At 61.8% G+C, this 17,085-nt stretch carries 17 protein-coding genes; 14 read left to right on the plus strand and 3 right to left on the minus strand.

Annotation, left to right across the window (positions count from 1 at the left end; translation table 11 throughout):
• Window positions 1–175: 175 nt before the first annotated feature.
• The 5 genes from J4E63_RS06400 (at window position 176) to J4E63_RS06420 (ending at window position 4,813) form a co-directional block, all read left to right on the plus strand.
• Window positions 176–856, plus strand: coding sequence for a response regulator (locus J4E63_RS06400; protein WP_060738500.1), 681 nt, complete (start codon window positions 176–178; stop codon window positions 854–856).
• Window positions 853–2,178, plus strand: coding sequence for an ATP-binding protein (locus J4E63_RS06405; protein WP_207281405.1), 1,326 nt, complete (start codon window positions 853–855; stop codon window positions 2,176–2,178). The genes J4E63_RS06400 and J4E63_RS06405 overlap by 4 nt, the downstream gene beginning before the upstream one ends.
• A gap of 291 nt (window positions 2,179–2,469) precedes the next feature.
• The gene (locus tag J4E63_RS06410) at window positions 2,470–2,991 is read left to right on the plus strand and encodes a GNAT family N-acetyltransferase (RefSeq protein ID WP_207281406.1); all 522 of its coding nucleotides are present in this window, start codon (window positions 2,470–2,472) and stop codon (window positions 2,989–2,991) included.
• Between the two features lie 97 nt (window positions 2,992–3,088).
• Window positions 3,089–4,501, plus strand: a complete 1,413-nt coding sequence (locus J4E63_RS06415) for an aspartate aminotransferase family protein (RefSeq protein ID WP_060738497.1) — start codon at window positions 3,089–3,091, stop codon at window positions 4,499–4,501.
• 84 nt (window positions 4,502–4,585) lie between these two features.
• Complete coding sequence (locus J4E63_RS06420) at window positions 4,586–4,813, plus strand: MbtH family protein (protein WP_060738496.1); 228 nt, start codon at window positions 4,586–4,588, stop codon at window positions 4,811–4,813.
• A gap of 192 nt (window positions 4,814–5,005) precedes the next feature.
• On the opposite strand, the gene J4E63_RS06425 is transcribed toward J4E63_RS06420, so the two are convergent.
• Window positions 5,006–5,902, minus strand: a complete 897-nt coding sequence (locus J4E63_RS06425) for a LysR family transcriptional regulator (protein ID WP_207281407.1) — start codon at window positions 5,900–5,902, stop codon at window positions 5,006–5,008.
• A gap of 103 nt (window positions 5,903–6,005) precedes the next feature.
• On the opposite strand from J4E63_RS06425, the gene J4E63_RS06430 reads away from it, so the two are divergent.
• Window positions 6,006–6,851 (plus strand): type 1 glutamine amidotransferase domain-containing protein, encoded by an 846-nt coding sequence (locus J4E63_RS06430; RefSeq protein ID WP_207281408.1) that lies wholly within the window; start codon window positions 6,006–6,008, stop codon window positions 6,849–6,851.
• Window positions 6,852–6,982: 131 nt separating this feature from the next.
• Here the strand turns inward: J4E63_RS06430 and J4E63_RS06435 are convergent, their stop codons facing one another.
• Window positions 6,983–7,801 carry a pyruvate, water dikinase regulatory protein gene (locus J4E63_RS06435; protein ID WP_072407939.1) on the minus strand — a complete coding sequence of 273 codons (819 nt, stop codon included), beginning with the start codon at window positions 7,799–7,801 and terminating at the stop codon, window positions 6,983–6,985.
• 184 nt (window positions 7,802–7,985) lie between these two features.
• On the opposite strand from J4E63_RS06435, the gene ppsA reads away from it, so the two are divergent.
• The 8 genes from ppsA (at window position 7,986) to J4E63_RS06475 (ending at window position 16,108) form a co-directional block, all read left to right on the plus strand.
• Window positions 7,986–10,361, plus strand: a complete 2,376-nt coding sequence (ppsA, locus tag J4E63_RS06440; RefSeq protein WP_014337327.1) for a phosphoenolpyruvate synthase — start codon at window positions 7,986–7,988, stop codon at window positions 10,359–10,361.
• A gap of 157 nt (window positions 10,362–10,518) precedes the next feature.
• On the plus strand, window positions 10,519–11,508 hold the full coding sequence (locus J4E63_RS06445; RefSeq protein ID WP_207281409.1) for an alpha/beta fold hydrolase: 990 nt from the start codon (window positions 10,519–10,521) through the stop codon (window positions 11,506–11,508).
• A gap of 126 nt (window positions 11,509–11,634) precedes the next feature.
• Complete coding sequence (rraA, locus tag J4E63_RS06450; RefSeq protein ID WP_207281410.1) at window positions 11,635–12,126, plus strand: ribonuclease E activity regulator RraA; 492 nt, start codon at window positions 11,635–11,637, stop codon at window positions 12,124–12,126.
• Between the two features lie 25 nt (window positions 12,127–12,151).
• On the plus strand, window positions 12,152–13,147 hold the full coding sequence (locus J4E63_RS06455; RefSeq protein ID WP_060738490.1) for a zinc transporter ZntB: 996 nt from the start codon (window positions 12,152–12,154) through the stop codon (window positions 13,145–13,147).
• A gap of 64 nt (window positions 13,148–13,211) precedes the next feature.
• Complete coding sequence (locus tag J4E63_RS06460) at window positions 13,212–13,457, plus strand: hypothetical protein (protein ID WP_014337331.1); 246 nt, start codon at window positions 13,212–13,214, stop codon at window positions 13,455–13,457.
• A gap of 2 nt (window positions 13,458–13,459) precedes the next feature.
• The gene (locus tag J4E63_RS06465; RefSeq protein ID WP_003199523.1) at window positions 13,460–14,284 is read left to right on the plus strand and encodes a mechanosensitive ion channel family protein; all 825 of its coding nucleotides are present in this window, start codon (window positions 13,460–13,462) and stop codon (window positions 14,282–14,284) included.
• Window positions 14,285–14,375: 91 nt separating this feature from the next.
• Entirely contained in the window at window positions 14,376–14,966 is a 591-nt protein-coding gene (gene sigX / locus J4E63_RS06470) for an RNA polymerase sigma factor SigX (RefSeq protein ID WP_003183614.1), read from the plus strand.
• Window positions 14,967–15,073: 107 nt separating this feature from the next.
• The gene (locus tag J4E63_RS06475; RefSeq protein ID WP_060738489.1) at window positions 15,074–16,108 is read left to right on the plus strand and encodes an OmpA family protein; all 1,035 of its coding nucleotides are present in this window, start codon (window positions 15,074–15,076) and stop codon (window positions 16,106–16,108) included.
• 216 nt (window positions 16,109–16,324) lie between these two features.
• Here J4E63_RS06475 and cobA read toward each other — a convergent pair whose 3' ends face one another.
• Window positions 16,325–17,080 carry a uroporphyrinogen-III C-methyltransferase gene (gene cobA, locus J4E63_RS06480; protein WP_060738488.1) on the minus strand — a complete coding sequence of 252 codons (756 nt, stop codon included), beginning with the start codon at window positions 17,078–17,080 and terminating at the stop codon, window positions 16,325–16,327.
• Between the last annotated feature and the right edge of the window lie 5 nt (window positions 17,081–17,085).

Below are 17,085 nucleotides of genomic sequence, written 5' to 3' on the forward strand. Positions count from 1 at the left end.
GGATAAAGCCTTAGAACGAAGCGAGTGGAAAACACAATGGCGACTGGCGATTAACCGTCGATTAACCCGACGGCGACCGGCAGGCCGTAATGATCGCCCATGTTTGCCGTACTCGTCGCATAATGTCGGCTTAATCGGCCGGCGGCCTAATGTACCTTTTTCCACGGGGCTTACCATGCGCGTACTGGTCTGCGAAGACGATGAGTTGATTGCCAGCGGGATCGTTGCCGGCCTCACGGCGCAGGGCCTGACGGTCGAGCACGTGGCCACCGCATCGGCGGCGCGGGCGATGGTCGGCGTGGCGGAGTTCGATGTCATGGTGCTGGACCTGGGATTGCCCGATGAGGACGGTCTCAAGCTGCTGCGGCAACTGCGCCAGCAGGGGCTGGAGACGCCGGTGCTGATCCTCACCGCCCGTGACTCGGTGACCGACCGGGTCGATGGCTTGCAGGCCGGGGCCGATGACTATCTGCTCAAACCCTTCGACCTGCGCGAGCTTGCGGCGCGCCTGCACACGTTGCTGCGGCGCGTGGCGGGGCGCAGCGTCAACCTGATCGAGCACGGTCGCCTGACCTACGACCCCAGCAGCCGGGAAACCACCCTGGACGGCCAGCCGGTGGATCTGTCCCGGCGCGAACAATCGCTGTTGCAGGCGCTCTTGCACAGTCGCGGCCGGGTGCTGTCCACCGAGCAACTCAAGGACAGCGTCTACGGGTTCAACGACGAGCTGGAAAGCAATGCCCTCAACGTCCATATCCATCACCTGCGGCGCAAGCTGGGTAACGGCATTGTCGAGACCGTGCGCGGCCTGGGCTATCGCCTGGGGCCGGCCGACGGCGCAGAGTCCTCCAAGTGATGAGCCTGCGACTGCGCCTGAGCCTGACCCTCGGCGCCGCCTTCGCCCTGATCTGGGCCCTGGCCGCGGCGTGGATGCTCAGCGACCTGCGCAACCAGATGATGTTCTCCCTCGACCAGCGTCTGGTGGCCTCGGCGCGGATGGTTGCCGGGTTGCTGGAGCAGATGCCGCCGTTGCCCAGCAAGGGCGACGGCACGCACTTGAGCTCCGAGCAATTGAGCATTCCCGGCGGCATGGCCTGTCAGGTCAGTTCCTTGCGCGGCGAGATTCTGGCCCGCAGCCACGGGACCCCGGAACAGGCCCTGGAAGCCGAGAAAATGGGCTTCCACGACCAGATGATCGACGGTGCGCCCTGGCGCAGCTTTACCCTGGCCCGAGGGGACTTGCGCATCACCACCGCCGACCGCCAGATCGAGCGCGAAGCCCTGAACATGTCGATACTGCTGGCTGCCTCGGTGCCAGTGGGCGTGGCGTTGCTCGGTTGCCTGTGCCTGTTGTGGCTGGGCATCGGCCAGGGCCTGGCGCCGCTCAATCGCATGCGCGATGCGCTGATGCGGCGCAATGCCGATTCCCTGGAGCCTTTGCAGATCCATCCACTGCCCAGCGAGTTGCGACCGTTGCTGGAGACCCAGAACCAGCTGTTCCAGCGTATCGGCAAGACCATCGAGCGTGAGCGACGGTTGACCGGCGACGCTGCCCACGAGCTGCGCAGCCCGTTGACCGCCATCAAGACGCACCTGCAAGTGGCGCGCATGACCGAGGGCGCCGCCCGCGACCAATCCCTGGCCCGGGCCGAGGAGGGCGCCGACCGCATGCATCGCACACTCGAACAGTTGCTGCTGCTGGCTCGGGTCGAAGGCAGCCTGTCGTTCGACGATGGCGTGCACTGCAACGCCGAGCAGGTTGCGCGACTGGCGATCCAGGACGCGGCCAGCAGTGAGTCCCGGCGAATCCAATTGCACTTGGCCCCAGGGCTGTCCGACGCGCCGGTGCAAATGCCGGCGGTGCTCTCCATCGCCGCCTTGCGCAACCTGCTGGACAACGCCCTGCGCCATACCCCCAACGATACCGATGTGGAACTGAGCCTGGAAATGATCGGCCAGCGCGTGCGTTTCCAGGTCCGCGACCATGGCCCCGGCATCGCCGCCGACGACATCCAGCACTTGACCCAACGCTTCTGGCGCAACGGCCAGAGCACCGGCTGCGGGCTGGGGCTGGCGATCGTCCAGGCCATCGTCCAGCGTTGCGGTTGCGGCCTGCATTTCGACAGCCGCCCGGATGGATTGCGGGTCGAATTGACCATGCCGGTGCAGCATCCCTGATCAAACGAGGGGTTCCGTGGCGAGGGAGCTTGCTCCCGCTGGGCTGCGCAGCAGCCCCAAAACCAGCGGGTGCGGTGAGCCTAGTGGTGCCGGGCGACGGATTTGGGCCCGCTTCCGGTCCAGCGGGAGCAAGCTCCCTCGCCACAATGATTCAGGCTACGACCCAAGGGCACTGGGCATCCTTCGGCGTGGGTTTTGTACATCTACTGTAACGACCTGCCATTGGCGCCCCGGCCTTATCCGGGTCTATGTTTTTTTCAGCTCGACTCAAGGACTGAGGAAAACCGCGCCATGGACACCTTCATCGAAATCTGCACGGCCACGCCCAGCGATGCCGGCATCATCAGCCGGATCGCCGAACGCTCCATCCGGGTCGGGTGTGCCGCCGAACATCGCAACGATCCCACTGTCGTCGCCGCCTGGGTACGCAACAACACCCTCGCGCATATCCGCCCCTGGCTGGCCGACCCACGCTTGCGCCTGACCCTGGCCCGTTTGCAGGGGCGGCCGGCGGGTGTCGCCATGGCCTCGGCCAGTGGCCGGATCGCCTTCTGCTACGTACAGCCGGAGTCCTTCCGCCGCGGTGTCGGCCAGGCGCTGGTGCGGGACATCGAGGCCTGGCTGCGCGGGCGCGGGGTGGCCCGGGTGCGCCTCAACAGCACCCGTAGCAGCCAGGCGTTCTATCGACACCTGGGGTTCGAGCAAAGCGCTGATGCCTTCGCCATCGGCGGGGTCAAGGCCATTGCGATGCACAAGCCACTGATCGCGCCACAGGAGAAAGTGCTGCCCGCGAGTAAATCCCCCCGTGGCTGATGCGTTTCCACTACAGGAAACCTGCATGTGCGCCCCGACCGGATGCGCACCTGCCCGGTGTGTCGTTTTGGGTCACTACGTACTGCGGGGTCGAGAGATGTCAGTCGCCAACAGCCTTATCGAAGCACAGCCGGCCCGGGTCAGCCCCGTGCCGGCCGAGACGCTCTACCAGTTCAATGAGTCGCCGCTGCTGGCTCGCCAGAGTCGGCAGGAGTCCAATGCCCGCAGCTATCCACGGCGCATACCCCTGGCGCTCAAGCGCGCCAAGGGGTTGTATGTCGAGGACGTCGAGGGCCGCACCTTCATCGATTGCCTGGCCGGCGCCGGCACGCTGGCGCTGGGGCATAACCACCCGGTGGTGATCGACGCGATCCAGCAGGTGCTGGCCGATGAGCTGCCGTTGCACACCCTGGACCTGACCACGCCGGTCAAGGACCGCTTCGTCCAGGACCTGTTCGGCCTGTTGCCGGTGGAGCTGGCCGCCGAGGCGAAGATCCAGTTCTGCGGCCCCACCGGTACCGACGCGGTGGAAGCCGCCCTCAAGCTGGTGCGTACCGCGACCGGACGCAGCACCGTGCTGTCGTTCCAGGGCGGTTATCACGGCATGAGTCAGGGGGCATTGAGCCTGATGGGCAGCCTGGGGCCGAAGAAACCCTTGGGCGCCTTGCTCAGCAGCGGCGTGCAGTTCATGCCATACCCCTACAATTACCGCTGCCCGTTCGGGCTGGGCGGTGTCGAGGGCGTGAAGGCCAACCTGCATTACCTGGAAAACCTGCTGAACGACCCGGAGGCCGGCGTGCAATTGCCGGCGGCGGTCATCGTCGAAGTGGTGCAGGGCGAGGGCGGAGTCATTCCCGCCGACCTGGATTGGCTGCGCGGCTTGCGGCGGATCACCGAGCAGGCAGGGGTGGCGTTGATCGTCGACGAAATCCAGAGCGGCTTCGGTCGTACCGGCAAGATGTTTGCCTTCGAGCATGCCGGGATCATCCCGGACGTGGTGGTGTTGTCCAAGGCCATTGGCGGCAGCCTGCCGCTGGCGGTGGTGGTTTACCGCGACTGGCTCGACACCTGGTTGCCGGGCGCTCACGCCGGGACCTTCCGTGGCAATCAGATGGCCATGGCCGCCGGCTCCGCTGTCATGCGTTACCTGCGAGAGCACGACCTGCCGGCCCACGCCGCCGCCATGGGCGAACGCCTGAGCGAGCACCTGCACATCCTGCAGCGGGACTACCCGCAACTGGGCGATATCCGCGGTCGCGGGCTGATGCTCGGTGTCGAGTTGGTGGACCCGGCGGGCAAGCCGGACGCCCAGGGCCATCCACCGGTGCATGCCCAGCTGGCGCCACGCCTGCAACGCGAATGCCTCAAGCGCGGGCTGATCCTGGAGCTGGGCGGTCGCCAGGGCGGCGTGGTGCGGTTCCTGCCACCGTTGATCATCACCCGCGCCGAAATCGACCGGGTCGCCGAGATTTTCGGGCGAGCCCTGCATGCGGCGGTCACCGAGAGCTAATTTTCAGCCGGCCCCGTACGTTCCTTTCATATCCTGGCTGCGCATGTGACGCAGCGAACCTCGAGCAAAGATGGAGAGACACCCATGACTTCAGTATTCGACCGCGAGGACATCGTCTTTCAGGTCGTGGTCAACCACGAAGAGCAATATTCGATCTGGCCAGACTACAAGGCCGTCCCCGAGGGCTGGCGTACCGTCGGTAAAAGCGGCTTCAAGAAGGAGTGCCTGGCCTACATCGAAGAAGTCTGGACCGACATGCGCCCGCTGAGCCTGCGCAAGAAAATGGACGAGCAGGCGGCTGCGACCCACTAAAATGTAGAGCCTGTGGCAGCAAGAAAGTTATCCACAGGAAGGCTGCGGGAGAATGCAAATCTTGCAGTCACATCAGAACCGCTGTGGGAGCGAGCTTGCTCGCGATAGCGGTGGATCGGCAACATCAATGCCGGCTGACACTCCGCAATCGCGAGCAAGCTCGCTCCCACAGAGGCCGGCCGGCGTTACCAGCTATTGCTCGATCAAAAAATCAATCAACGCCCGTGCCGCCGCCGGCAATTGCCGATGGGGCGGGTAGATGATTGAAAAGGGTCGGCTGCGCCCGCCAAAGTCCTCCAGCAAAGCCACCAGTTCCCCACGCTCGATTCGCTCCCGGACAATGAATTCATAGGTCTGGCAGATCCCCATCCCGGCCTGTGCCAGGGACACGATACCCAATACATCATCGGACACTTGCACATTGCCCGCCGGCAGCCATTCCCGGTCTTCATGATTGTCGCGAAACAGCCAGGGGGCGATGCGTCCGCTGCTGGGCATTACGAAGGGCAGGCAGGCGTGGGCAGCCAGTTCATCGACGTGCCGGGGCATCCCGGCGCGTTCCAGGTAATGCGGCGCGGCCACCAGGCACAGGCGGGCGTCTTCGAGCTTGCGTCCGACCAGGCCGCTGTCCGGCAGCGGCCCAAGGCGGATCGCCAGGTCATACCCCTCGGCCACCAGATCGACATTGCGGTTGGTGATACTCAGTTCGACCCGAACTTGCGGGTAAGCCTCGGCGAAACGCGACAGCAGCGATGGCAGGCGGTAATGGCCGTAGGTGGTCGGCACGCTCAAGCGCACACGACCGGTCAAGACACCGTCCTGGCCCTGGATTCGCCGCTCGGCGTCGTCAATCAGGGCAAAGGCCGAGCGCGACTGTTCCAGGTACAACGTGCCGGCATCGGTCAGGTTCAGGCGCCGGGTCGTGCGTCGCAACAGTTGCACCCCGAGCCGGGCTTCGAGGCGGGAGATGGCGCGGCTCAGGACCGAAGGCGTGGTGCCCAGCGCCACGGCACCGGCGCTGAGCGTGCCTTTTTCCACGACCGTGACGAAGGCTTCCACGTCGGCCAGATAATCGAATCGACGGGCCATTGTTGCCTCCAGGGGCCAAGTGATGTTCCGGTGCGCCAGTTTATCGCCGGTGAACGCATCAATACAGTGGGCGCATCTTTTATCGAAACAGCCTGGAGTCATCATGAAAAAGCTCACGACCTTGGCAACGTCTGTCGTTCTGGCGGGTATTGGCGTCGCGGCCCATGCCGATAACGTGCTGGTGGTCCTGTCGGATTCCGATCATCTGGATCTGAACAATGGCAAGGTCTTCTCCACCGGGTTTTACCTCAACGAATTGCTGCAACCGGTGAAGCTGTTGCTGGATGCCGGTCACCACGTGACATTCGCCACCCCGGAGGGCAAGGCGCCGACTCTGGACCGGTCCTCGGTGGACAAGATGTACTTCAACAATGATCCGGCGGAGCTGGAGCGCTACCAGGCGTTGCTGGTGCAACTGAACATCACTTCGGCCAAGGACTCGCCGGTGATCAGCCTGGCCCGTGTCGAGCAGATCGGTCTGGAGCAGTTCGATGCCCTGTACATTCCCGGCGGGCATGCGCCCATGCAGGATTTGCTCACGAGCGCACCGCTGGGGCGGGTGTTGACGCACTTCCATGACAAGGGCAAGACCACCGCGCTGGTTTGCCACGGGCCGATCGCATTGCTGTCGACCCTGCCTGATGCCAAGGGCTTCGTTGGTCAGTTGACTACCAAAGGCCAGGCCTCGGCCCCGTCGAATTGGATCTACGCCGGGTACAAAATGACCGTGATCAGCAATCAGGAAGAAGAACTGGCCAAGGGGCTGCTGGGCGGTGGGAGCATGAAATTCTACCCACAGACCGCGTTGCAGCAGGCTGGCGGGCAGTACAGCAGCAACACCACGCCGTGGACTGCCCATGTGGTGACGGATCGGGAATTGATTACCGGCCAGAACCCGGCGTCGGCGCTGGCGGTGGGGCAGGCGTTGGTTGAGCGGTTGAAACCATAGGCCGGAAGACTTCCCAACCCTTGTGGGAGCGAGCTTGCTCGCGATTGCGGCGGGTCAGCAAGATCAATGTTGGCTGACACTCCGTCATCGCGAGCAAGCTCGCTCCCACAGGTTCCCGGCACACCGTCTGGTTATTTGAACCGCCGTTCCACCCCTTTCTCCACCAGGATCTTCGCCGAAATCTCTTCCACGGAAAAATGCGTGGAGTTGATATGGGGAATGTTCTCCCGTCGGAACAGGTTTTCCACCTCACGCACTTCGAACTCGCACTGGGCGTAGCTTGAATAACGACTGTTGGGCTTGCGCTCGTTGCGGATCGCCGTGAGGCGGTCCGGGTCGATGGTCAGGCCGAACAGCTTGTGCTGGTGGGCGCGCAGGGCGCTGGGCAGTTGCAGGCGCTCCATGTCGTCTTCGGTCAGCGGATAGTTGGCCGCGCGGATGCCGAATTGCATCGCCATGTACAGGCACGTCGGTGTCTTACCACAACGCGACACGCCCACTAGGATCAGGTCGGCCTTGTCGTAATAATGCGTGCGGGCGCCGTCATCGTTGTCCAGCGCGAAGTTGACCGCCTCGATCCGCTCCATGTAGTTGGAGTTGTGGCCAATGGAATGGGACTTGCCGACCGAGTAGGAGGAATGCTCGCTCAGTTCCTGTTCCAGGGGCGCCAGGAAGGTGGAAAAAATGTCGATCATGAAACCATTGGACGTTGCAAGAATCTCACGGATGTCCTGATTGACGATGGTATCGAAGATGATCGGGCGGAAACCGTCGGTTTCGGCGGCTTTATTGATTTGCTGTACCATGGCCCGCGCCTTGTCGACGCTGTCTATGTACGGACGTGTCATCTTGGCGAAGGTAATGTTTTCGAACTGTGCCAACAGGCTTTGGCCTAGCGTTTCGGCCGTGATGCCGGTGCCGTCGGAGATAAAGAAAGCAGATCGTTTCATTTGCGCCTTGGGCCTTAAGCTAGTGAGCTAGTGACGATTCTTGGATATGATAGGCGCGATTTGCCGGCCGCCAGTGGCCTGCATTCTCACTTATTTTCCAGGTCCAGGCCATATCGCCGGCAAGCGCTCCCCTGGAGCCGCCGGTGCCTTGAGCTTTTCCAACACAGTTAGTGGAGAGATCACCTTGGTAGAGTACGTAGTTTCCCTCGATAAGCTCGGCGTCCATGATGTGGAGCATGTGGGGGGCAAGAACGCATCCCTGGGCGAGATGATCAGCAACCTCGCCGGTGCCGGCGTATCGGTGCCAGGTGGCTTCGCCACGACCGCCCAGGCTTATCGTGATTTCCTGGAACTGAGCGGCCTGAACAAGCAGATCCACGATGCGCTCGATGCCCTGGACGTCGATGACGTCAACGCCCTGGCCAAGACCGGTGCCCAGATCCGTCAATGGATCATGGAAGCCGAGTTCCCCGAGAAACTGAACGCCGAGATCCGCACCGCTTTCGCCAAACTGTCCGAAGGCAATCCCGATATCGCCGTCGCCGTGCGTTCATCGGCCACCGCCGAAGACCTGCCGGATGCCTCCTTCGCCGGCCAGCAGGAAACCTTCCTGAACATCCGTGGCGTGGAAAACGTCATCCGTGCCGCCAAGGAAGTCTTCGCCTCCCTTTTCAACGACCGTGCCATTTCCTACCGCGTGCACCAGGGCTTCGACCACAAGCTGGTCGCCCTGTCCGCCGGTGTGCAGCGCATGGTCCGCTCCGAAACCGGCACCGCCGGCGTGATGTTCACCCTCGACACCGAGTCCGGCTTCCGTGACGTGGTGTTCATCACCGGCGCCTACGGCCTGGGTGAAACCGTCGTGCAGGGCGCGGTGAACCCGGATGAGTTCTACGTTCACAAGGGCACGCTGCAAGCCGGTCGTCCGGCCATCCTGCGCCGCAACCTGGGCAGCAAGGCCATCAAGATGATCTACGGCGACGAAGCCAAGGCCGGTCGCTCGGTGAAGACCGTCGACGTGGACAAGGCCGAGCGCGCGCGTTTCTGCCTGAGCGACGCCGAGGTCAGCGAGCTGGCCAAGCAGGCGATGATCATCGAGCAGCACTACAAGTGCCCGATGGACATCGAGTGGGCCAAGGACGGTGACGACGGCAAGCTGTATATCGTGCAGGCCCGTCCGGAAACCGTGAAAAGCCGCACCCAGGCCAACGTCATGGAGCGCTACCTGCTCAAGGAAACCGGCACCGTGCTGGTGGAAGGCCGGGCCATCGGCCAGCGCATCGGCGCGGGCAAGGTGCGGATCATCAAAGACGTCTCGGAGATGGACAAGGTCCAGGCCGGCGACGTACTGGTCTCCGACATGACCGACCCGGACTGGGAACCGGTGATGAAGCGCGCCAGCGCCATCGTCACCAACCGCGGCGGGCGTACCTGCCACGCGGCGATCATCGCCCGTGAACTGGGGATCCCGGCCGTGGTCGGTTGCGGCAACGCCACCCAACTGCTCAAGGACGGCCAGGGCGTGACCGTTTCCTGCGCCGAAGGCGACACCGGCTATATCTTCGAGGGCGAACTGGGCTTCGACATCAAGAAGAACTCCGTGGACGCCATGCCGGATCTGCCGTTCAAGATCATGATGAACGTCGGCAACCCGGACCGTGCCTTCGACTTCGCCCAGTTGCCGAACGCCGGTGTGGGCCTGGCCCGCCTGGAGTTCATCATCAACCGCATGATCGGCGTGCACCCCAAGGCACTGCTGAACTACGACGGCCTGCCCCAGGAAATCAAGGACAGCGTCGACAAGCGCATTGCCGGCTACAACGATCCGGTCGGTTTCTACGTCGAGAAGCTGGTGGAAGGCATCAGTACCCTGGCGGCGGCGTTCTGGCCGAAAAAGGTCATCGTGCGTCTGTCGGACTTCAAGTCCAACGAATACGCCAACCTGATCGGCGGCAAGCTCTACGAGCCGGAAGAAGAGAACCCGATGTTGGGCTTCCGTGGCGCGTCGCGCTACATCAGCGAATCGTTCCGCGACTGCTTCGAGCTCGAGTGCCGCGCCCTCAAGCGCGTGCGCAACGAGATGGGCCTGACCAACGTCGAGATCATGGTGCCGTTCGTGCGGACCCTGGGCGAAGCGAGCCAGGTCGTCGACCTGCTGGCGGAAAACGGCCTGGCCCGTGGCGACAATGGCCTGCGCGTGATCATGATGTGCGAATTGCCGTCCAACGCCATCCTGGCTGAAGAGTTCCTCGAGTTCTTCGACGGTTTCTCCATCGGTTCCAACGACTTGACCCAGCTGACCCTGGGCCTGGACCGCGATTCCGGGATCATCGCCCACCTGTTCGACGAGCGGAACCCGGCGGTCAAGAAGCTGCTGGCCAATGCCATCGCCGCCTGCAACAAGGCTGGCAAGTACATCGGCATCTGCGGCCAGGGTCCTTCGGACCACCCGGACCTGGCCAAGTGGCTGATGGAACAGGGCATCGAAAGCGTTTCGTTGAACCCCGACTCCGTGCTGGAAACCTGGTTCTTCCTGGCCGAGGGTCAGGCGGCGGTCTGATCGAGTGAAGGGGCCTCACCGGTAATGTAAGCCGGGTAACCTTTGTGGGAGCGAGCTTGCTCGCGATAGCGGAGTGTCAGCCAAGATTATTTTGCTGATCCAACGCAATCGCGAGCAAGCTCGCTCCCACAGTCGTCTTTTTTTGTGCAAGAAGATTATGCAAAGCAGCAGCGACCTATTTCCTGTCGCCCTGATCAGCGCCGAGCGGCGCGGTGATCTGAGCGAAGATGTCTATCGCTTGAAACCCGGCAACAGCCCGGACTACAGCGTCGAACTGGCCGTGACCCGGCTGGGCATGGCCGATGCCGGCCAGACCCGTGGCGTCCCGGTGATCCTGTTGCACGGCAGTTTTTCCAACCGGCGCTTCTGGTATTCGCCCAAGGGCCTGGGCCTGGGGGCGTACCTGGCACGCCTGGGATTCGACGTGTGGATCCCCGAGATGCGCGGCCATGGGCTCTCCCAGCGCAACCAGGGCTATCGCCACAATCGAGTGGCCGACTACGCCCGCTACGATTTGCCGGCCATTGGCGCCTTCGTGCGTGAACAGAGCGGGCAGGTTCCCCACTGGATTGGTCATTCCCTGGGGGGCATCACCCTGGCGGCAGCCTTGGGCGGCCACTACCTGGGCGAGCCTGCCGTGGCGTCGGCGGCGTTTTTCGGCACCCAGGTCAGCCGCACCTACTGGCCGCTGAAGATTCCGCCGGTGGAATGGAGCGGTCGCTTCATTCTCAAGCGCTTTGCCCAGTTATCCGGCTCGAGGCTCAAGCGTGGCCCCGAGGACGAGCCTATCGGCCTGGCCCTGGAAAGTATGCGTTGGTACGGTTTGTTCGGGCGTTTCGGCGATGCCGAGAAGAACTGGTGGGCCGGGTTGGCCGATGTCCAGTTGCCGGTGCTGGCGGTGAGTGCCGCGGGTGATCACCAGGACCCGACCTGGGCTTGCCGCAAGCTTTTCGATCAGATCGGCTCCGTGCACAAGCAGTTTGTCTGCCTGGGCCGGAGACAGGGTTTCACTGACGATTTCGGTCATGTCGAGATGCTGGTCAGCAAGGCCGCCCACCTTGAGGTCTGGCCGTTGGTGGCGCGTTGGCTCGAGGATCAACAGGCCCCCCTGCTGGCAGAACAGCCCCAGTTGGCCGAGGCGGTTTGAGGCGAAGGCTCTGACAAGGGCATTTCGCTCTGGTCGGCTTGCGGCTAAGATATGACGCTTCAAGCAGTTCCAGTCACAAACGGTTGCTCATTCAGTCTGACGTTCCAGCCTTCCAGGAGTTGTTCGATGAACCATTACCTCACGCCCGACCTGTGCGACGCCTACCCGGAACTGGTGCAGGTGTTGGAACCGATGTTCAGCAATTTCGGTGGCCGCGATTCCTTCGGCGGCGAAATCGTGACCATCAAGTGCTTCGAGGACAACTCGCGGGTCAAGGAGCAGGTTGAATTCAAAGGCAACGGCAAGGTGCTGGTGGTCGACGGCGGCGGTTCCCTGCGCCGGGCACTGCTGGGGGACATGCTGGCGGAAAAAGCCGCGAAAAATGGCTGGGAAGGGCTGGTGATCTACGGTTGCATCCGCGACGTCGATGTCATCGCCCAGACCGACCTCGGGGTCCAGGCCCTGGCCAGCCATCCGATGAAGACCGACCGGCGTGGTGTCGGCGAGCTCAATGTGGCAGTGACCTTTGCCGGCGTGACGTTCCGCCCGGGCGAGTATGTCTACGCCGACAACAACGGCGTGATCGTTTCGCCAAGCCCGCTGAAAATGCCTGAATGAAGCGCTGCAGCCATAAGGGATGAGGATGTTCGAGGAAGAAAACGCGCAATGGGGGCTGGTGCATGCCCTGGTGCTGGACGGTAAAGGCGGCGCGCGTTCCATAGCCCGGACCGAACTCGACGATTTGCAGTTGCAGGCCCACGAAAGCCTGTGGCTGCACTGGGATCGCAGTCATCCGCAAACCCACACCTGGCTGCGCAAATCCAGCGGCCTGAGCGAATTCAACTGCGACCTGCTGCTCGAAGAGAACACCCGGCCGCGCTTGTTGCCGTTGCCCAACGCCGAACTGCTGCTGTTCCTGCGGGGGATCAACCTCAACCCGGGCGCCGAGCCGGAAGACATGGTGTCGGTACGGATCTTCGCGTCCGCCCAGCGGGTGATCTCCCTGCGCCTGCGTCCGTTGCGCGCCACCGATGAACTGTTGGCGCAACTGGCCGAGGGCAAGGGGCCGAAAACGGCGTCTGAACTCATCCTTTATATGGCGCAATACCTCACCAACAAGGTGCAGGACCTGGTCACTTGCCTGTCCGAAATCGTCGATGGCGAGGAAGAAAAGCTTGATACCGACGAACGGTATACCCCCGAGCACGACGCCATTTTGCACATCCGTCGAAGGGCCGCCGGACTCAAGCGATTCCTGGCGCCACAGCGGGACATCTTCGGCCAGATGACGCGGCTCAAGCTGCCCTGGTTTTTCGACGACGACGGCGACTATTGGAACGAATTGAACAACAGCCTGACCCGTTACCTCGAGGAGCTGGAATTGACTCGAGAGCGCGTGGGGCTTGTGCTGGAGGCCGAAGACCGGCGCCTTTCGGTACGCATGAACCGCACCATGTACCGCTTCGGCATCGTCACCGGGATTTTCCTGCCGATGAGTTTTCTCACCGGCCTTTTAGGTATCAACGTCGGCGGCATTCCGTTTTCCGAAAGCCCCTACGGTTTCATGGTCGCGTGCCTGCTGATGATCTGCGTGGCACTGGGGCAGTGGTGGTTGTTCCGCCGTTTGCGCTGGGTGTGACAGGGGTTTCATGTGACCCGACGAAATTTGATCGCGTCTTCCACAGACATCACGAGAGGTGCGTATGCACGATCCGTTTGAACAGTCTTTGCGCGACATGCTCAAGGCTTCGCCGTCCAGCCGGGACGACGATGCATGCCTGGGACGTGTACTGAAAACCGCCAACCGCCAGGTCGGCGCGGGCGATCTGTTCAGCCTGCTGGGCCGTTGGTTGCCCGCGCTGATGATCGCCCTGAATAACGGATCGGCCCATGTCTCGCCGGTTTCCCGCCGTAAACCTGTTACTCGCACCGCTGATAAGGCTGATTGAATATGGAACTTGATCTCTGGACCCAGAGCCTCGTCACGGCAATGACTGCGTTGTGGACCAAGGTAGCCAACTTCATCCCGAACCTCTTCGGGGCGCTGGTGGTGCTGTTGTTGGGTTTTGTCGTGGCCAAGCTGCTGGATACACTGCTGTCCAAGTTGCTCGCCAAGCTGGGCCTCGATCGCCTGATGGGCGGCACCGGCCTGACCAAGTTGCTGTCCCGTGGCGGCATCCAGGTGCCGATCTCGACCTTGGTCGGCAAGATTGTCTATTGGTTCGTATTGCTTATTTTCCTGGTTTCCGCAGCAGAATCCCTTGGCCTTGAGCGAGTTTCAGCTACGCTCGATATGCTTGCATTGTATTTGCCGAAGGTTTTTGGTGCCGCGCTGGTATTGCTGGTGGGGGTCCTGCTGGCACAACTGGCCAATGGGCTGGTACGCGGTGCGGCCGAAGGCGTCGGGCTGGACTATGCCGCTGGCGTGGGGCGTATCGCCCAGGGCCTGGTGATTATCATCAGCATTTCGGTGGCGATCAGCCAGTTGGAGGTCAAGACTGACCTGCTCAACCACGTGATCGTGATCGTATTGATTACCGTTGGTCTGGCGGTTGCGCTGGCAATGGGATTGGGAAGCCGGGAAATCGCCGGTCAGATTCTTGCGGGAATCTATGTGCGTGAATTGTATGAGGTTGGGCAACAAGTGCGTGTTGGCGAGGTCGAAGGCCAGATCGAGGAGATCGGCACGGTGAAAACCACATTGCTGACCGAGGAGGGCGAGTTGGTGTCGCTTTCCAATCGGATCCTGCTGGAACAGCATGTGAGTAGCCGCTAACCCGGCAAACCCTGCTAATGTATGCCGCCGCGAAATGCCTGCTAGCACAGGCTGCGGCGCACATTGACCTAGACTGTCGGCCCGACTTGTTTTGAACAAACCCCAATCGCTATCCACGCGCTACGACCCCCGTGATCTCTCCGATGAGGAGTTGGTCGCGCGCGCACATACGGAGCTGTTCCACGTAACACGCGCCTATGAAGAGTTGATGCGTCGCTACCAGAGAACTTTATTTAACGTTTGTGCGCGTTATCTCGGGAACGATCGTGATGCTGACGATGTCTGTCAGGAGGTGATGTTGAAGGTGCTGTATGGCCTGAAGAACTTCGAGGGGAAATCGAAGTTCAAGACCTGGCTCTACAGCATCACGTACAACGAATGCATCACGCAGTATCGCAAGGAACGGCGAAAGCGTCGCTTGATGGACGCGTTGAGCCTGGACCCTCTCGAGGAAGCGTCGGAAGATAAGGCGCCCAAGCCCGAGGAAAAGGGTGGACTCGATCGCTGGCTGGTCTATGTAAACCCGATCGACCGGGAAATTCTGGTGCTACGATTTGTCGCAGAGCTGGAATTCCAGGAGATCGCAGACATCATGCACATGGGTTTGAGCGCGACAAAAATGCGTTACAAGCGCGCTCTTGACAAATTGCGTGAGAAATTTGCGGGCATTGCTGAAACTTAGTTCGGCGCAAATATCTCTTACGCGTAGGCAAGTTCTGATAGACTTGCCGCCGAGTTGTCCCCCGGTTTGCGGGACTGCTTCACAATCACCAGATGGGGATTTAACGGATGAAACTGAAAAACACCTTGGGCTTTGCCATTGGTTCTTTGATTGCTGCCACTTCGTTCGGCGCTCTGGCACAAGGCCAAGGCGCAGTTGAAATCGAAGGCTTCGCCAAGAAAGAACAATTCGACAGCGCTCGTAACTTCAAGAACAACGGCAACCTGTTCGGCGGTTCGGTTGGTTACTTTCTGACCGACGACGTTGAACTGCGTCTGGCCTACGACGAAGTGCACAACGCACGTACCGACGACGGCACTAACGTCAAGGGCGCCAACACCGCTCTGGACGCCCTGTACCACTTCAACAACCCAGGCGACATGCTGCGTCCTTACGTTTCGGCCGGTTTCTCCGACCAGAGCATCGACCAGAATGGCAGCAACGGTCGTAACCGTTCTACCTTCGCCAACGTTGGTGGCGGCGCCAAGCTGTATTTCACCGAGAACTTCTACGCCCGTGCCGGCGTTGAAGCTCAGTACAACATCGACCAGGGCGACACCGAGTGGGCGCCAAGCGTTGGTATCGGTGTGAACTTCGGTGGCGGCTCCAAGCCTGCTGCTGCTCCAGTTCCAGCTCCGGCTGAAGTCTGCTCCGACAGCGACAACGACGGCGTGTGCGACAACGTCGACAAGTGCCCTGACACCCCAGCCAACGTAACCGTTGACGCTGATGGCTGCCCAGCAGTTGCCGAAGTCGTTCGTGTTGAGCTGGACGTCAAGTTCGACTTCGACAAGTCGGTCGTCAAGCCTAACAGCTACGGCGACATCAAGAACCTGGCTGACTTCATGAAGCAGTACCCATCCACCAGCACCACTGTTGAAGGTCACACTGACTCCGTCGGTCCTGACGCTTACAACCAGAAACTGTCCGAGCGTCGTGCAAACGCCGTTAAGCAAGTTCTGACCAACCAGTACGGTGTTGAATCGTCCCGCGTTCAGTCTGTTGGCTACGGCGAAACCCGCCCAGTTGCCGACAACGCCACTGAAGCTGGTCGTGCAGTTAACCGTCGCGTAGAAGCGCAGGTTGAAGCTCAAGCTAAGTAATTAGCCCACAGCTTTGGAAAAGCCCGGCCTAGGCCGGGCTTTTCTTTGCCTGGGATTTATGAAAATGAGGGGGGCGTTGCCGCAAGACCGTTGGTTAAACACAAAACCTGTGGGAGCGAGCTTGCTCGCGATAGCGGTGTGTCAGCCAGTATTGATGCTGCTGACCCGACGCTATCGCGAGCAAGCTCGCTCCCACATTGGGTTGGGTGTTGTTTGTTACAGCGCCGAAGCCTGAACCCACGCAGGCTGTGACGCTGCCAGTTCGGCAGCACCGGCCACCGCGCCAATCACCAGGATCGCCGGGCTCTTGAGCTGGAAGGCGCTGGCATCGGCTTCCATCGAGGCCAGGTCGCTGCGGCAATCACGCTGGTGGGGCAGGGAGGCGTTTTCGATCATGGCCACGGGCGTGTTCGCCGCCAGGCCACCGGCCAGCAACTGCTCACGGATCTCGCTCAGTTTCGCCACGCCCATGTACACCACCAGCGTTGTGCCGCTTTGAGCCAAGGCTTGCCAGTTCAGGCTGCTACCGTCCTGGGTGTGGGCCGTGACGAGGGTCACGCCCCGGGCAATCCCGCGCAGGGTCAGTGGAATATCGCACTGGGTCGCCCCCGCGAGGCCGGCGGTGATGCCGTTGACCAGCTCCACCTCGACGCCATGCTCGCGCAACCACTGCGCCTCTTCGCCGCCACGGCCGAAGATGCACGGGTCGCCGCCCTTGAGACGCACCACGCATTTGCCCTGGCGGGCATAACGCAGCATCAGCCGATGAATGAAGGCCTGGGGGGTGGAACGGCAGCCGCCGCGCTTGCCCACGGCAATGATGCGCGCAGCGGGGCAGTGTTCCAGCACCGCGGCATTGACCAGGTCGTCGATCAACACCACGTCGGCCTCGCCCAAGGCGCGCACGGCTTTGAGGGTCAGCAATTCAGGGTCACCGGGACCTGCACCCACCAGCCAGACTTTTGCGTTCATAGTGT

The organism is Pseudomonas sp. FW300-N2F2, assembly GCF_017351655.1.
GTDB classification, from domain to species: domain Bacteria; phylum Pseudomonadota; class Gammaproteobacteria; order Pseudomonadales; family Pseudomonadaceae; genus Aquipseudomonas; species Aquipseudomonas fluorescens_AA.

Excerpts from the sequence above, each read along its gene's own strand:
- J4E63_RS06400 (WP_060738500.1), top strand. The coding sequence starts at position 176 with ATGCGCGTACTGGTCTGCGAAGACGATGAGTTGATTGCCAGCGGGATC.
- J4E63_RS06410 (WP_207281406.1), top strand. The coding sequence starts at position 2,470 with ATGGACACCTTCATCGAAATCTGCACGGCCACGCCCAGCGATGCCGGC.
- J4E63_RS06415 (WP_060738497.1), top strand. The coding sequence starts at position 3,089 with ATGTCAGTCGCCAACAGCCTTATCGAAGCACAGCCGGCCCGGGTCAGC.
- J4E63_RS06420 (WP_060738496.1), top strand. The coding sequence starts at position 4,586 with ATGACTTCAGTATTCGACCGCGAGGACATCGTCTTTCAGGTCGTGGTC.
- J4E63_RS06425 (WP_207281407.1), bottom strand. The coding sequence starts at position 5,902 with ATGGCCCGTCGATTCGATTATCTGGCCGACGTGGAAGCCTTCGTCACG.
- J4E63_RS06430 (WP_207281408.1), top strand. The coding sequence starts at position 6,006 with ATGAAAAAGCTCACGACCTTGGCAACGTCTGTCGTTCTGGCGGGTATT.
- J4E63_RS06435 (WP_072407939.1), bottom strand. The coding sequence starts at position 7,801 with ATGAAACGATCTGCTTTCTTTATCTCCGACGGCACCGGCATCACGGCC.
- J4E63_RS06445 (WP_207281409.1), top strand. The coding sequence starts at position 10,519 with ATGCAAAGCAGCAGCGACCTATTTCCTGTCGCCCTGATCAGCGCCGAG.
- rraA (WP_207281410.1), top strand. The coding sequence starts at position 11,635 with ATGAACCATTACCTCACGCCCGACCTGTGCGACGCCTACCCGGAACTG.
- J4E63_RS06455 (WP_060738490.1), top strand. The coding sequence starts at position 12,152 with ATGTTCGAGGAAGAAAACGCGCAATGGGGGCTGGTGCATGCCCTGGTG.
- J4E63_RS06460 (WP_014337331.1), top strand. The coding sequence starts at position 13,212 with ATGCACGATCCGTTTGAACAGTCTTTGCGCGACATGCTCAAGGCTTCG.
- J4E63_RS06465 (WP_003199523.1), top strand. The coding sequence starts at position 13,460 with ATGGAACTTGATCTCTGGACCCAGAGCCTCGTCACGGCAATGACTGCG.
- J4E63_RS06475 (WP_060738489.1), top strand. The coding sequence starts at position 15,074 with ATGAAACTGAAAAACACCTTGGGCTTTGCCATTGGTTCTTTGATTGCT.
- cobA (WP_060738488.1), bottom strand. The coding sequence starts at position 17,080 with ATGAACGCAAAAGTCTGGCTGGTGGGTGCAGGTCCCGGTGACCCTGAA.